The following is a 14,368-nucleotide window of genomic DNA, read 5'->3' as shown; positions in this document are numbered from 1 at the left end:
CGACGAGGCTGGGCCGGGCCTGGAGCCGGCCCATAACGGGCCAGCCCCAGGAGGTGCTCACCTACCGTCTGCGGCCGGTGAGGCATGCATCGTTCAGGCGTCGGTGCTTGCGGGTGCCGTGGCGCTCGCCGGGTCCTCGGTGGTCGGCCAGCCTTCGGCGGAGACGCTGGAGGTGTGGCGGGTGCTGCGGACGGTCTCGTCGTCGCCGCGCAGGTCGTCCACGGCGGTGAGGAAGTCGCTGATCCTGTCGTTGTCCATGTGTGTGTTCGTCCTTCCGAGGCTGAGTGATGGACCGTGCATCTTCTGGAGATTGGTGGTGCGGCGGCGAGCGGGCGGTGGGCACCAGGTCTCCTTCCGGCCGATGTTGGGTCAGCTGCTGCGCTGAGCTGGCATGGCGACGGAGTCCGCCGCCTGGCGCAGGGCATCGCGCAGCTCGCTCATGGAGGGCCGATCTTCAGGCGCCGGGGCGAGCGCTGCTGTGATGATCGGGCGAAGACTGGCGGGCGCGGTGTCCAGCCGGGAGGGATCGTGGCGAGGAATGTCGGCGCACAGGTAGCGGAAGGCCAGGACCGCGAGGCTGAAGGTGTCAGCAGCTGGGGTGGCGCGGTCGTAGGAGGTTAGGTACTCCGGAGGCCAGTGCACCTCCGGGCTCCGGGCGATGGGGCCACGCGGGGTGTCGCTGCGGCGCGCCGCCCCGAGATCGGTGATTAGCCCGTGGCCGTCGTGGATAAGGATGTTCTCCTGGTAGACATCGCGGTGCACGATCCCACGCTCGTGCAGGGCGCGCAGGCCCTCGGCAACGTCAGCCAGGATCCTCAGCCCGGCTATCACCTGGTGTTGGTGGATGGCCGTGCTGAGGTGGGGCCCGAAGTTGCCGCCGCTGCAGTGGGACATGGTGTACCAGTCGAATCGGTCGGTACTGCCCTCTTCCAGCAGCGGCACGACGTGCTCGGCGCCTTGAGCAGCGCGGGTGACGGTGATCTCGTGGCGGAAGTCCTCGCGGGTCAGGGCACGTTCGGCCTCGCTCATCTCTGCGTACCAGTAGAAGCCGTAAGCGGCTTTGCGGGTGGCCTCATCGAGTTCGGCTAAGACGTGATTGCTGCCGAAGCCAGCCTTGAGAACAACCGGGGGCGTCCCGTTGCGGCTGACGAGTACCAAGGTGCTTGCGCGGGTGAAGCAGAGGAGGTCGTGGAGGTGCCAGCCAGACTCACGGAGCTCGTCAAGGACCCAGGCGGCGGGGTGCATCGGATGCAGGTACATGGGCCGGATCCTCACGTTTGCGCCGGGTCCGGGATGGTTTCGCGTAGCCGGTCCAGGCAGGCGGCGACTAGCAGGTCAAGGTCGAGGTCAGTGGCGCACGGGTAGCGCAACAGGGGCAGGCCGGTGGTCTCGGTCCATGCGTCGGCGGCCTGCCCGTGAAGGTCGGCGAGCCGGGCAGCGGTCGACGGGTCCTCTCCGAAGCGGCGCGTCGTGGGCCGCCTCGCTAGCCGGGCGTGGCACAGCTCTGGGTCGGTGGTGAGTAGGACGGTCAGGTCCGCGCGCGCGACCGTTACCTCGGCGAGTTGCTGGACGTAGTGGGCGACAGGCCGGTCGTGCAGCAAGGCAAGCAGGCAGGCGGTCGACAAGGTAAGCCGGTCAGCGACGACAGGGCCCAGGGACAGGGCGGGGAGGAGATTGTGGCGGGAATGGAGTTCGAGGTCGTGGCGGACTGCGGCCACCGCCCGTGCGCCGCTGGCGGCTGGGTGCCCGGCCCGCAGGCCGATGAGGGTTCGGGTGGCCTCCAACGACAGCCAGGCGAACTGGCCAATGTGCCCGAGGCGAATTTCCTCGCAAGCGGCGGTCGCCAGGAGCCGGTCGCGCAGCGTGCTCTTCCCGGCTCCGGCGATTCCCTCTAAGGCCAGCAGCATGCCTCGCCCCTAACCCCTCTCGGCGATCAGCCAGCTAATGAACTTCGCGATGTGGCCGCGGGTGACCGGATCGGTGCCATGGGTGAGTTGGGAGCCGTAGAGCAGGGCAGTGCACGGGGCGGGCGTCACGCTCCACCGGGTGCGAGGCATGGCTATATACCAGTCAGCGGAGTGATCCGCTCCGTCGTTGGCCAGCCACATGCCGTCCGCGTAGCCATGCTCCTGGGCGTCGTGCTGTAGGCGGTCATTCCACAGGCGGTCGCTGGAGGTGCTTTCGACGTAGAACGCCCCGCCGGCCTCCGCCTCGGAGATCACCACGCTGATTCCGGCGATCTGCCGCGGCCAGGCGAGCGGGTCGGGGGCAATACCGTCGAGGTGGCCGGTGATGTGCTGGCCGCCGCCGTACTCGACATAGGTCCACGGCCGGCAGGCAGTGATCGACGGCATGACGCGGGACAGCGCGGGGCGGGCGCGATCGAAGGCCCGTTGAAGCAGGTTCTCGGCTTGGTCTGGGATCCTTGGGACCTCGATCCGTCCGGCTGGCTCGTAGATGGCCATAGCCTGCTGGCTGGAGTGGCCAGGGATCTCATGGATGGAGGTGGCCCGCCGCGCGCCAAAGCGGGCCCGTGCTTCATTCGTGAGGAAGCCGTTCATGATGGCGGCAAGTCGGTCCCGCTCCTCAGCGTCGAGGAACCCTTCGACGCTGCCGACCGCGACGGTCTCGGCGATGTGGATCACGAGTCGGTCCTCCTCGTCTCAAGCACTTGGCGGACGTCGTCCAGGCCAGTGCAGTGATTGAGCCAGTTGGCCACTGGGTGGTAGGTGTTGGTGGTCGGGTTGGCCCAGAGGGTCAGCAACTCGCCGGTCAGCGGCAGTTCCTCCCTGCCGGGCAGTGGCTCAGGCACGGTCAACCGGTCCAGTACCAGGCACGAAGCGTTGTGCTGGGCGGCGAAGACCCGTCCCAGCCGGGCCGCCGCCGCGAGCCTGCAGGAGTTCAGGAGCGTTTCGGCGGGCTCAGTCCGCTGGTAGCCGCAGTACTCGGTCTGCGCCCATCCAGCCGCGACCGCAGCGGCTGCGGCAGCCACACGGCAGGTGGCACAGCACCCGCTATCGGCTCGCAGGCACGGCTGATGGTGGGCCGGGAGGGTGGCGGCGACCTCGACGAGGGCCATCCAGGGGGAGTCTGACAACAACTCGGTCACAGTGCTGCGGTCCGAGGCTAGGCCATGGTTGCAGCACGCTCGACCCGGCCCGCGCGCCGTGCTGGGCTCGAGCGCGGGCTCGATGAACAGGGCGTGGAAGTAGACTATTCGCCCCAGAAGCTGATGGATCGTCAGCGCGTCATTGATCCGATTCACGCCCAGACTTCCTCGCTCGTCGGAGGTGGGCCTGCGGCGTCGGGCAGCAGCAGCCGCCCTCAGTGGGTCGCTCGCCGCGCAGCACGTCGACGAGGGTGCGGGTGGCTGCATCTACAGCGTCGAAGTACGCAGGCCAGCCGTGCCCATCGGCTGGCCGCAGAGATAGATCGAGCACGGGGCTCCTGCGTTTGGTGGCCTTGCAGGTCAGCTCTGCTCGCCCGACGGTCACCTGGACTGAGGCGGGTATGCCTGTGTCCGCCGCAGTGATCGCGCGGCACAGGGCGGCAGCAGCGTGCGCGTATTCGGTCCGGTCGCGGGGAAGGATGCCAACCCGGCGCTCGACGGGCGGCAGGTCGAGACCGAGGTAGGGGTGTCCCTGACAGCTGTCGTAAGTGACCAGGTGCCAGTCCCGAGTGACGGCATCGACCAGGGAGCGGACGCCGGGCTCGATTGCCTCCCGCCACTGAGGGTCAGCCGGGTCCAGGTCGTCGGCCTCGTGCACCCCGGGCAGGCCGACGGTGTTGATGTTGCCGTGCGCGCTGGTGTACAGCCGCGCAGGTCGACGGGGTGTATTGGGGCGGTCCCAGTGTGCGAGGAAGGTGGCGATGTCGGGCATGCTGTTCGGCGTGCGAGGGCGCCAGCGCACCCTGCGGCACCATGCACCCGCCGGATGGGCGGGCTGGGCGAGGAGCGCCGCAGTGCCGTCAATCATTCGTATCCGGTAGTCGCAGTAGGCGTCCTGCTCCCCTGCCTGGTCCTGGCGCCAGCGGGTTGCGACACAGCCGCCGCCACAGGTGGACTGGTATGCGCAGGTGGTGCACCGCTCCATCAGGGCCTTGCCCTGATTCAGCAGCGGCAACCGCCGCTGGGCTGCGACGACCGCGTTTTGCCCGGGAACCTTGTTCAGGAGGGCTAGCTGGGCCTGCGGCCAGGGCAGTTCGTCACAGCTGCCGAGTCGTCCGTCTGGGTAAAGCGTGAAGACGTGGTCGCACTTGAGATTGGAGAAGTGGCAGAAGCCGGTGTCCAACCCGCGTAGCCGCCGGATGGTGGATACAGCCGGTTCTAGTTTCAGGCGGGCGAAGTATCCGGCACTGATCCAGCGAGCAGCGGCGGCGAGCACGAACTCGGCGTACTGGTCCGGGGTGGTCGCCCACGCGGGCCCCTTCGGGCCGCGCACGGCCGCGAGCTGAAGGAGTCGGCTCTCGGGAAGTCTCCGCCCCTGGGCGGCGGTTGGGTCTTGAACGGATGCATCGAAGCAGGGTACGAAGCTGATGGCGTTGACTGCCTCGAAGCTGGCGAGGTGGTCCAAGACGGCCTCGGCGCGACCGAGAACGGCCGGGGTCACCGCAGCGATCACGCCCACCGTCCGGCTGCGACCGGCCAGCAGCCGCAGGGCGGTGGCCACGCGCGGGTAAACCGGCTTACCGTCGTAACCGACCCGCCAGGCATTGCCTGGTGCGTCCCCATCAAGGGAGATGCCGATCTGGAGGTTCGGGTACAAGGCGTCAATCAGGTCCAGCCACTCCTCATCGAGGAGTACGCCGTTGGTCTGCATCGAGACCCGTACCACACTGGGCTGGTCGGCCAGTTCACGCAGAACCTCGGCGACATGGTCGCGCCCAGCGGTCAGCGGCTCGCCGCCGTGCAGCTCGACGGCGAGCGGACGCCCCGAGAAGAGCTCGGTGAGCCGACGTACCTGGCCAGCGTCGATCCGAGCTCCGCCCGGGGCCTCCTTACGTTTCTCGTAGCAGTACAGGCAGTCGATGTCGCAGGTCTCACCCCGTAACTTCAAGATCACCGAAATGGCGCTGCCGGCGTCCTCGGCATCAAGGCCGCAGTACAGGCGGACCATCCGGTCGTGCTGTTCAGTGGTGTGGCGCATCGGCTGCCTCCTGCGTGGCCGTGACCAGACGGGGATCAGTCGTACAGGCGTCCCAACAAGGCGCCCTGGCCGGACTGGAGGATGTGGGCGGCCTCGAGCGGAATCCAGAAGCACTCGAAGTGCGTGGGCTCCTGCTCCCCGTCGTGGTCCTCCTGGCTCATCCACCGCTCCGGCGCCGACTCGGTCAGCTCCAGTTGAAAGACGTGACGGCGCTGGAGCTCGAACCGGTATGGGCTGATGTCGTACTCAGTCACGCCGAGCTTCCGCACGAGCTTGAAGTCCCTCAGGCCGGTCTCCTCCCGAGCCTCGCGCAGAGCGGCCGCTTCCGGCGTCTCGCCGGCGCGGATGCTGCCGGCCGGGACCTGGATGCCGACTTCCTCGTAGCTGTAATCGGTGTGCCGGAAGACCAGCAACTTCCCGTCACGAACGATGTAGCACAGGACCTTCTCTTTAGTGACCTTCTCAGGCACCGGTAACCCCTCATCAGTCGTGGGAACTGGACGCGCCCAGCAGAGCTGGCCTGCGACCTATGGCGACAGATATTCGCTCGCTTGGGCAAGCGGCCTTGAGCCTAAAACTTGTCACGAGGCGTTGCGGAATCCGAAGTGGTCAACGAACCGGCCTTCCGAAACCGGAGTAACGGGGCTTGGAATTGCTCCAGCCTGCCCGCAAGCCTGCGCGCCTGTCGACGCCACGATGGGGGGTCATGGCGGGGGGTTCGGATGCCCAGGCAGTTGTCGGCGATGGTCTGCAGGCCGTTACTGTCTGCTCCTGGCGTGGTCCCCACTGCGGCAGGAGCAGCGGAGGTTCTGTAAGCGGCTGGCCCGGCGGTTTCGGTGGCTGTGACTTGCCGTTGTCGTCCCAGCGCCGTCCGTACTGGCCGGGGTTACCCCAGTCGCGAAGTATGGCATCGGCTCGGCAGGCAGGCCACCGAACGTTTCCAGCCGATCGATGCGGGATTCGGCGACCGTGCACAGGTTCGCCCGTTCACCGCCGAAGTCGAACACGTACGTGACCTGCTCACCGCCGCCCAGCCGGCTTAGCGGCGGTCCTGACACTCTCGCTGCTGCCCTCGGGTGCCTGGGCCATCCCACAGCTCAAGCGGCGCAATCTGTGTCTAGTCCGCCATCGTGAACATGTGGATGTGGGCGCGGTCCCACCGGGCGAACGCCAAGTCGATCGCGTTCCGCGAATTGAGCGAGAGTATGTGACCGGCTCGCGGCGAGGACGCTGCCAGGTCGAGGTCACAGGTCGATGCTGCGACCGGACATCAGCTCAACCTGTACGGACAGCCGGGTACGCGCCACCGTCATCCTTCCACCGAGGACCATCAATGACCACCATCAAGGGCGGTGCAATCGAGTCTGTTCAGAGTCCGGCGCACGTGTGCGAGCAGAAGGGGTGCAGCACGATTGATCGCTCGATGGACCGCACTTTCTGGAGGATAACGGCGCAGGATCTCCGCGATACGCTCGTCGGCGTCGAGCCGCTGTCCCTGTGGTCCGACCGTGAGGTCGGCGGTGACCAGAGCGTCCATTAGCGGCCCGTCGTCGAGCGGGAAGGTGGCTAGGTCATCTGTCAAGCCGCGCTCGGTCGCCTCGAATCGGGCGCAGGTGTGATGGGCGACTAGCCCCACAAGCTGAGGCGAAAACCCATGTTGCTGCAGGTATCGCGCGCCGTCCAGGGAGTGGAGGCCGGTGTCCACTAGGTCGGGGGCGTAGCCGATATCGTGTAGCCACGATGCAGCTACTAACAGATCGCGTTGATGCGGCTCGACCGTTGCTGTCAGCTCGACTGCCCGCTGCCCGACACCCTGTACATGGGCCCAGCGCTGAGCAAGTGTCGGCGCGTCGAGCAGGTTAGCGGCGAGCTGTTGCGCTTGGGCGACTAGGTCAGACACTCCGCAAACGCTAGCCGCTCAGCGTGTGTTGCTCCCACCCACTCGCTGGGGCCTGCCGAGGTTTCTAACAGCGGTGGAAGGTCCCTCAGATTTCAGCCGATGTACGGGTCCGCCTGGGCAAGGAGCGCGTGGTCGATGCGGAGGCGCATCGACGGGTGGATGTCGAGCTGGCCGAGATCGGCTGGATTTACCCATCGAACATCGCGCGATTCGGTGGAGGTAGCCAGTTGCCCGCCGACTGGCCTAGCTGTGAAGCAGATCGAGAACTGCTGGCGTACCTCGCCATCGTCGTATGCCATCACATGACGCGGGTTGGTATAGATACCAACGAGGCTCATTACCTCCACCTCGATGCCGGTTTCCTCTCGCACTTCCCGCACGACAGTGTCAGAGATCGATTCACCGACATCGTGCCCACCGCCGGGAAGCGCCCACAAGTTGTTGTCGGTGCGGTGGATCATCAGTAGCTCACCGCGTTGATTCCGTACCGCTGCGACGACCGATGGCACAACGCTGTTTGCCTTCGGAGAATTCGGGTCGTTGAAGTAATCACGACGCGGCATCTTTATCTCCCGTCGAACCCGGCTATTACCGCGTCAATGTCTGTTGTGGTCTTCGCCTGGTTCCACACTCGGTCGAAGCTGGTCATGTAGTGGTCAACAACACGGCCACCGGGAATGCGCCGTAGGTGCAGAACTGGGTTGTGAGCGGCCGTCGATCCGTACACATGGGTGTTGACCAGCATCGTCTCATCAGCCCGGAAGATGGAGGCGTACAGGGTTGTGTCGTGCAGGCGTAGTTCTACGCCTGGAATGGCCAGGATTGGCTCGTAGTAGCGCAGGCTAAGTAGTACGCGATGGGCGAGCCCGATTCCAAATCCCTCTTCGTCTCCCCGGCGACGTACTCCGGCTCCATTCGGATCGGCCAGAAGCGCCCGGATTCGGCATCCCTGGCGTGCTCGATCACCGAGCCGGGTAATGTCGTGGAGTTCCGGAAGGAATAGGCCGGCGTAAACAAGAATGTCAACTGATTCACGTGCCTGCTGAATCAATGAACGCCATAGCTCCAGCGGCACCGCTGAGCGGGACGGGTAGAACTCGACCATCTCGGCTCGCCCCGCAGAAACAACTCTGAGGTCGTCTGCTACCGAGGGCCACAGATAAGTCTCGTCTACGCCGAGTAGGTCGACGGTGGCGATGCGGTGAGCGCGGTGTGGGACGCGGCCGCGCGTGATCCAACGCTCCACCGTCTTCGGGTCGACTCCGAGGGCTTCCGCGCACCGCTGTGTCGTCAGCCCTTTGGCAGTCAGGGCACCTCGGAGGCGCTCGTTGGGCATCAGGACTCAGCCACGACAGAGGGACGCATGGGGGCCTTTATATCACCATCAAGACGTCCGCGAAAGTCCCTTGCGGGCGGTACCCACATCCCAACGAAGAGCGATCAGATACAAGGCAACCCCGGTGCCGAGGCCTGCTCCTCGTCAATCGGGCGTAGTGCAGGACGTCGCTACGCACGCTGGTGCCGCCGTACGTTTGGGAGACCAGGATGACCACGAAGGCATTGTCGGGCAGCACCACGGCAACCAAGGCGATGCCCGTGACGGCGTATGCAGGTTGGCGGTCGCCCAGTCACGCCGACCCGTCCTGGTGGCTCAACGACCAGTTTGAGGGGCGGTCGCTCGCTGATTCGCTACGTCAACACGACATCGGTACGGTGTTTCGCTTCCTCAAATCGCGAGGCTGGAGTCAGTCGGCGATCGCCGCAGCCACCGGCACTACGGAGAACCAGGTCCGTGCAGTTATCCGAGGCCGACAGCGGGTGACCTCTTACGAGGTACTCGAACGGATATCAGTAGGACTGGGCATTCCGCGCGGCCTGATGGGACTTGCGTACGAACGATGAATTCAATCGCCCATATGGAATATGCGGACAAGCCTTTCGCCCCCCTTCGCGTTCCTGTCCCTCCAGCAAGGGGTTTGCGAAGCCCATCGCAGTGGGTTTAGGCCCGTTGGGCGAATGCAGCGATCGTCGATGTGGAAAGTTGATCAGCTCTCGGTGATCGTATCCGAACTGGTCAGCCGGGCGCGCCATGTCGCTGACCTTCTTAGGCCCGCGAGATGCAGTTCCAGGTGCTGCTGCTGCGTGACGGTGTCTTGGTCGCGCAGCAGGTGGCCAGCGAAGCGCTGCTTGCTGCTTTGGTTTGCGGCAACTGTGGCCTGCTATTTGTCGCCTAAGAATTGGCGGCACTCGCGGCGCGAATCGATGAGCAGTTCGCACCTGTTCGCTGTTGCGTGGAGCCCCGGGGCGATGCCGGGCTACCCATCGCGCCCTCTCGAAGACGAAGGAGAATCACTCGTGCAATCTGTTCGTATGCGTCATCGTTCCATGTCCATGTTGTGGCGACTGAATGCCCAACAGGGGCTGTCGGGGCGACGGGTCCTCGCCAGTAGCCCGACGGTTGGAGAAAGGGGGTCGAGTGAGGAGGTGTGGGGGTGGGCGGTGCGCCGGGAGTGGCGCGACGGTCGCCACGACCTGTTCGGGTTCACAGCCGACCGGCACATGGCCGACCGTGCCGCGGCCCGTGACCAGGGCTTCTGGCGTGTAGGGCCGGTGCGGCCGGCGGCGGTGTACGTGGTGCCGGCCAACGCGTCCGCGGTGATCGGGCATCCGGTGTCCGGCTGCGGCGACTCGTCGTGCCCCGACTCCCCGGAACGGGGTGAGCTGCGGTGACGGCGGGAGTGCAGGTGGCGTTGGCGCGTCGGACGGTGACGCCGTTCGGGTTGTGGGTGTTCGGGGCGCAGGCGTCGGCACCTTTGGTTGTTCTGGTCGGTGGTATCCCCGCGATCTACGCGACCACGGGCATCACCGCGCTGCCGCTGGCGTATGTGCTGGTCGCGGGTGTGGTGGCGGTGCTGGCGGTGGGTTACACGGCGATGGCGCGTCAGGTCGGGCACCCGGCGGCCTATTACGGGATCCTGGCCCGTGGGTTGGGTCGTGGTTGGGGTGTGGCCGGCGGCATGGTCGCGCTGGTGGCCTACAACGGGATCCAGATCAGCCTGTACGGGCTGCTCGGTGCGACTCTCGCGGCTCAGGTCGGCGGGGCGTGGTGGGTGTGGGCGGGCATCGCCCTGGTGGCGGTCGCGGCGTTCGGTCGCGCGCCGATCGTCCGCTCGACGTGGCTGCTGGCGGTCGTGCTGGTGGTGTCGCTGCTGCTCGTCGCCGTGTTCGTGCTGGCCGGTGCGGGTCAGGCGTCGGCCGGTGACGTGTGGGCGGGCTTCGACGTGGCGGGGTTGATGGTCGGTGGGATCGGCGGGGCGGTGGCGTTCTGTGTGGCCTCGCTGATGGGCGTCGACGCGCCGGGGTCGTTCGTGGAGGAGGCCGTCGACCGGCGGTCGGTCGGTCGGGCCTCGGTCGTCGGCGCGCTCGTCCTGGGTGGGGTGTATGCGGTGGCGGCGTGGGCGATGGGTGTGGCCGTCGGTCCCACCGCCGTCGGCGAGGCGGCTGCGGTGGACGGCGATCTGCCGTTCACGATCCTGAGCCGGGCCGGTAGCTCGGTGGTGGCGCTGGCGGGAGTGATGCTGCTTCTGGCGATCCTCACCGCGAAGCTGTCCTTTCACGCCGTGGTCGCGCGGTATGTGTTCGCGATGGCGCGGGAGGGTGTGCTGCCGGCCCGGCTCGCGGGGGCCGAGGGCGGCACGCGGGTCAGCGCGCCGCGTGGCGGCTCGCTGACACAAACGGTCATCGCCGCGGTGGTGGTGGCCGGGTTCGCGGCGGCCGGCGCCGACCCGGTGGGGCAGATGTTCACCTGGCTCTCGACGTTGGGTGCGCTGGGTCTGCTGAGCTTGCTGCTGGCCGCGTCCCTGGCCGCGCTGCTCGCCCCACCCGAGGTGCGGGGTGAGCGGGCCGGCGTGTGGGAGTGGCGGATCGCTCCGGTGCTGGGCCTGATCGCGGGGACGGTGGTGCTCGCCGCGATGATCCTGAACGTCGGGAGTCTGCTGGGGGCCGCGCCCGGATCCCCGTATCCGCTGCTGCTGCCCACGATCATCATCGCCGCCGCGGTCGCGGGCGGGATGTGGGCCCAGTACGTGCGGCAGTCCCGACCGGAGGTCTACGCCGGGATCGGTGACGGTACTCCGCAGCCGAACGCGGTGCCCGATGCCCTGAACATCTCGATCTGACGGGCCGACGATGATGACTCACGCGCACCGACCTCCCGGCCGTCCCGGCCACCCGGTCGACCCTCTGCATCCCGGCTGGAGCCCGGAGCACCACCAGGTGCCCTCGCCCGCCGCGCACCGACCGCCCGCCGACCACGGACCTCGGCCCGACTACCGGCCACCACCCGCACCTGGGTACCGGCCGCCGCCTGGGCCTGGGTACGGGCCGCCGGCGGTCGCCTACGACCGTCTTCCGGAACCTCCACCCGAACCGCCCCAGCCGCAGCTGCCTGCAACGGAGCCGCAGGCTACGGCAGCCCGAGAGGCGGAGAGTGGCTCGGAGGGTGAGTCGGACGCCGACCGCCGGTGGTGGGTGGAGTTACGTCACCAGGTCCTCTACCGGTGTAAGGGCGTGAATCGGGGACATCTGCTCGCCGCCGACGAGCGATACGGGACGCGGGAGGCCCTCGGCCCGCACGCGGTGATGCTGTTCTTCGCGGCGCCGTCGTCGACGGAGCCGCACGGGTTCCGGCTACACACCGCCTACCGGATGTTCCTGGCTGCTCCCGAGTCGGAGAACCTGGTAGCCCTGTTGTCGGACCTGACGGCCATCGCCGTAGACAACATCGCCCACGCCAGGTCCCTGGGACGGTGGTGGCATCCGCTGGGTCCGGAACGGTCGATGGTCAACGGCGGTGACATGACCCTGCCCGCCGACGCGGTCTACGTCGGTGCCGGGGTGAGCACCCTCGACTCCGTCGACGGGTCGTGGCAGCAGCTCGCCCGCTGTCTGCGCAGCCCGTCCGGGACCGGCTCCGTCCGGTCGGCGTTCGACTTGAGAAGCGAGTGCTATGCGCTGCTGGTCGACGGCACGGCCATCAAGGTCGATCGTGACCCGCACGCCCGCGTGGGCAGCTTGGGCGTGCGCAGCAGCAAACCCCTGGAAGCGCGGTGGGACCCGCTGTGGCACAACCCGCACCACGACCTCACCAGCCAGGGCGACGCCGACACCCGCCAGGTGTGGCACCACCTCGGCACCCTGCACGAGGTCCTGACCGCTCAACTGCGCCGGAAGCGGTCACGGTGACCACCTCGATCGCCGATCTGGCGGTGGCCGCCGATCTGAGCCGCGATGACATCGACGTCACCTCGGTCCTCGACCACCTCGTCGCCGACGCCGCAGCCACGGCACCGACCGCCATCGGGTACCCGGGCGCGGTCGACCTCGACCACAGCGCGGTCATCGCCCGCCTCGGGCACCGGCTGTGGAACAACATCGGCGACCCCGCCGACACCGGCGGGGTCGCGCACACCCGGGTGCTGGAACGGGCGGTGGTCGCCTGGATGGCGGACCTGTTCGGGATACCGGCCGGTGACCGGTGGGGCTACGTCACCACCGGCGGCACCGAAGGCAACCTGTCCGCCCTGGCCGCCGCCTACCGACGCTGGCCGACAGCCCGGATCTACTACTCCACCGCCGCCCACTACTCCATCCCGAAGATCGTCGACCTGCTCGGCGCCTACAAGACGGTCGTGCGGGCGCATCCGGACGGGGAGATGGACTACGACCACCTCGGCGAGCAACTGCGCAAGCGACGGCGGTGGCCCGCCATCGTGGTCGCCACCGCCGGCACCACCATGACCGAAGCCGTGGACGACACCACCCGCATCCGCGCCATCCTCACCCACTACTCCATGGCCGGGCACGTGCACGTCGACGCCGCCCTGTCCGGGATCCCACTCGCCCTCGACGGCAAGCTGCGCTGCGACGACGTCGGCATCGACTCGATCGCCGTGTCCGGCCACAAGTTCCTCGGCGTGCCCACACCATGCGGGGTGGTGCTGATCCGCGACCACGTCCGCAACCCGACCCGACAACCGATCGCCTACACCGCCGCCGCCGACACCACCGTCACCGGATCCCGCTGCGGCCTGGCCGCCGCCCTGCTCTGGCACGCCATCGCCGTCCACGGCCGCGAAGGACACCGATGGCGGGCCGCCGAAGCCCGCACCGTCGCCGCGTACGCCGTCGACCGGATCCGCGCCACCGGCTGGCAGGCATGGCGGTACCCCCACGCCTTCACGGTCGTCCTCCCCACCCCACCCGAGACCGTCCGGGTCAAGTGGCTGCTCGCCACCGACGGACCCGTCAGCCACCTCATCTGCATGCCCGGCATCACCACCGCGCAGATCGACGCACTCACCGCCGACCTCACCGCCGCCATCAGGACACCGATCCCGCGTCCCCGCGCACCGCACACACCTGAGGTCACCACCGCGTCCTGACCTCTTCACTCGGCCTGCGGAGATGCCGCGATGCCCACCGTCGCGAACACGGCCGCACGACCGACTCCGCCGGCACCACCCAGACCAGTCCTCCGGAGAGACCCATGACGACCACACCGCTATCGGCACGCCCTGCCCCGGTTCACCGACTGCTCGACCCGGTCATCCTCAGAATCCTGGACCGGATCGACATCAGACCTGACCAGTCCGTGCTCGAAGTCGGTGCAGGCCCCGGGGAGATCACCGCCCACCTGGCACACCTCGTCGGCGACCACGGGATCGTCACCGCCGTCGACACCGACACCAGCCGACTCACCCCGACCAACGTCATCGACGTACAACAGCGTGACCTCGACCGGCACGTCCTGCCCGAGAAATACGACAGATACCACCACGTCGTCGCCCGTCGCAGCACCAAACCGCTACGCGACCCGGTGGACGTGTTGGAACAGATGATCGCCCGACTACGCCCCGGCGGCTGGCTGCTCCTCGCCGACATCCTGCCCTCCACGCCGAGGGTCTACCGGGCACCCGACGCCACCGACGACCACCTGATCGCCGCCGTCATGAACCGGATCCGACACACCATCGCCGGCAGCGACGAGGCAGGCACGTGGACGAGCAACACCGAGACCCTGCTGGTCAACCGCGGCATGACACGGCACTGCGTCCACATCGGCACCGAGACCTGGACCGGTAACCAGCCCGGTTGCCGACTCCTCGCCGACATCGCCACCCACCTACACCCCGAACTGGCCACCGAGTTCACCGACGACGACCTCGACCGCTTCCGTGCCCTCATGGCCGATCCGCGCGTGCTCCTGGCCTCCTACACGCACCGGGTCATCCACGCCCGCAAGACCGACTGACACCAACGC

Annotated in this window: 16 protein-coding genes; 6 read left to right on the top strand and 10 right to left on the bottom strand. The window is 67.5% G+C overall.

Translation table 11 applies throughout. The features are described 5' to 3' along the window. Positions 1–93 precede the first annotated feature (93 nt). From ACQVFL_RS29590 to ACQVFL_RS29545, 10 genes are all read right to left on the bottom strand, one after another. Positions 94–258: a hypothetical protein gene (locus ACQVFL_RS29590; protein ID WP_431728101.1), complete on the bottom strand. Its 165-nt coding sequence runs from the start codon at positions 256–258 to the stop codon at positions 94–96. 111 nt (positions 259–369) lie between these two features. Then, entirely contained in the window at positions 370–1,260 is an 891-nt protein-coding gene (locus ACQVFL_RS29585; protein ID WP_431728100.1) for a protein kinase domain-containing protein, read from the bottom strand. Positions 1,261–1,271: 11 nt separating this feature from the next. Further along, complete coding sequence (locus ACQVFL_RS29580) at positions 1,272–1,907, bottom strand: hypothetical protein (RefSeq protein ID WP_431728099.1); 636 nt, start codon at positions 1,905–1,907, stop codon at positions 1,272–1,274. Positions 1,908–1,916: 9 nt separating this feature from the next. Then, positions 1,917–2,645, bottom strand: a complete 729-nt coding sequence (locus ACQVFL_RS29575) for a hypothetical protein (RefSeq protein ID WP_431728098.1) — start codon at positions 2,643–2,645, stop codon at positions 1,917–1,919. Continuing rightward, a complete protein-coding gene (locus ACQVFL_RS29570) occupies positions 2,642–3,265 on the bottom strand; it encodes a hypothetical protein (protein WP_431728097.1) in 624 nt (207 codons plus the stop codon). Before ACQVFL_RS29570 ends, ACQVFL_RS29575 begins: the two co-directional genes overlap by 4 nt. Next, a complete protein-coding gene (locus tag ACQVFL_RS29565) occupies positions 3,249–5,147 on the bottom strand; it encodes a radical SAM protein (protein ID WP_431728096.1) in 1,899 nt (632 codons plus the stop codon). The genes ACQVFL_RS29570 and ACQVFL_RS29565 overlap by 17 nt, the downstream gene beginning before the upstream one ends. Positions 5,148–5,182: 35 nt before the next feature. Beyond that, entirely contained in the window at positions 5,183–5,617 is a 435-nt protein-coding gene (locus ACQVFL_RS29560) for an NUDIX hydrolase (RefSeq protein ID WP_431728095.1), read from the bottom strand. Positions 5,618–6,477: 860 nt separating this feature from the next. Next, positions 6,478–7,047, bottom strand: a complete 570-nt coding sequence (locus tag ACQVFL_RS29555) for an HD domain-containing protein (protein ID WP_431728094.1) — start codon at positions 7,045–7,047, stop codon at positions 6,478–6,480. A gap of 92 nt (positions 7,048–7,139) precedes the next feature. After that, the gene (locus ACQVFL_RS29550) at positions 7,140–7,610 is read right to left on the bottom strand and encodes an NUDIX hydrolase (protein WP_431728093.1); all 471 of its coding nucleotides are present in this window, start codon (positions 7,608–7,610) and stop codon (positions 7,140–7,142) included. Between the two features lie 2 nt (positions 7,611–7,612). Beyond that, positions 7,613–8,152 (bottom strand): hypothetical protein, encoded by a 540-nt coding sequence (locus ACQVFL_RS29545; RefSeq protein ID WP_357219233.1) that lies wholly within the window; start codon positions 8,150–8,152, stop codon positions 7,613–7,615. 440 nt (positions 8,153–8,592) lie between these two features. Here ACQVFL_RS29545 and ACQVFL_RS29540 point away from each other — a divergent pair, with 440 nt between their 5' ends. The 6 genes from ACQVFL_RS29540 (at position 8,593) to ACQVFL_RS29515 (ending at position 14,359) form a co-directional block, all read left to right on the top strand. Then, a complete protein-coding gene (locus tag ACQVFL_RS29540) occupies positions 8,593–8,949 on the top strand; it encodes a helix-turn-helix domain-containing protein (protein WP_431728092.1) in 357 nt (118 codons plus the stop codon). Positions 8,950–9,546: 597 nt separating this feature from the next. Then, on the top strand, positions 9,547–9,777 hold the full coding sequence (locus ACQVFL_RS29535; RefSeq protein ID WP_431728091.1) for a hypothetical protein: 231 nt from the start codon (positions 9,547–9,549) through the stop codon (positions 9,775–9,777). Continuing rightward, entirely contained in the window at positions 9,774–11,225 is a 1,452-nt protein-coding gene (locus ACQVFL_RS29530) for an APC family permease (RefSeq protein ID WP_431728090.1), read from the top strand. The genes ACQVFL_RS29535 and ACQVFL_RS29530 overlap by 4 nt, the downstream gene beginning before the upstream one ends. Positions 11,226–11,616: 391 nt before the next feature. Next, positions 11,617–12,291: a hypothetical protein gene (locus ACQVFL_RS29525; protein WP_431728089.1), complete on the top strand. Its 675-nt coding sequence runs from the start codon at positions 11,617–11,619 to the stop codon at positions 12,289–12,291. Continuing rightward, positions 12,288–13,490: a histidine decarboxylase gene (locus ACQVFL_RS29520; protein WP_431728088.1), complete on the top strand. Its 1,203-nt coding sequence runs from the start codon at positions 12,288–12,290 to the stop codon at positions 13,488–13,490. Before ACQVFL_RS29525 ends, ACQVFL_RS29520 begins: the two co-directional genes overlap by 4 nt. Positions 13,491–13,594: 104 nt before the next feature. Further along, entirely contained in the window at positions 13,595–14,359 is a 765-nt protein-coding gene (locus ACQVFL_RS29515; RefSeq protein WP_431728087.1) for a class I SAM-dependent methyltransferase, read from the top strand. Positions 14,360–14,368: the final 9 nt, after the last annotated feature.

The organism is Verrucosispora sp. TAA-831 (assembly GCF_050780145.1).
Taxonomy (GTDB): Bacteria; Actinomycetota; Actinomycetes; order Mycobacteriales; family Micromonosporaceae; genus Micromonospora.
The sequence above is the reverse complement of the archived record's forward strand: the minus strand, read 5'-3'. Positions and strand labels throughout refer to the sequence as shown.

Coding starts and splice junctions, on each gene's coding strand:
- ACQVFL_RS29590 (WP_431728101.1), bottom strand. CDS start 258: ATGGACAACGACAGGATCAGCGACTTCCTCACCGCCGTGGACGACCTG.
- ACQVFL_RS29585 (WP_431728100.1), bottom strand. CDS start 1,260: ATGTACCTGCATCCGATGCACCCCGCCGCCTGGGTCCTTGACGAGCTC.
- ACQVFL_RS29580 (WP_431728099.1), bottom strand. CDS start 1,907: ATGCTGCTGGCCTTAGAGGGAATCGCCGGAGCCGGGAAGAGCACGCTG.
- ACQVFL_RS29565 (WP_431728096.1), bottom strand. CDS start 5,147: ATGCGCCACACCACTGAACAGCACGACCGGATGGTCCGCCTGTACTGC.
- ACQVFL_RS29550 (WP_431728093.1), bottom strand. CDS start 7,610: ATGCCGCGTCGTGATTACTTCAACGACCCGAATTCTCCGAAGGCAAAC.
- ACQVFL_RS29545 (WP_357219233.1), bottom strand. CDS start 8,152: ATGGTCGAGTTCTACCCGTCCCGCTCAGCGGTGCCGCTGGAGCTATGG.
- ACQVFL_RS29540 (WP_431728092.1), top strand. CDS start 8,593: ATGACCACGAAGGCATTGTCGGGCAGCACCACGGCAACCAAGGCGATG.
- ACQVFL_RS29515 (WP_431728087.1), top strand. CDS start 13,595: ATGACGACCACACCGCTATCGGCACGCCCTGCCCCGGTTCACCGACTG.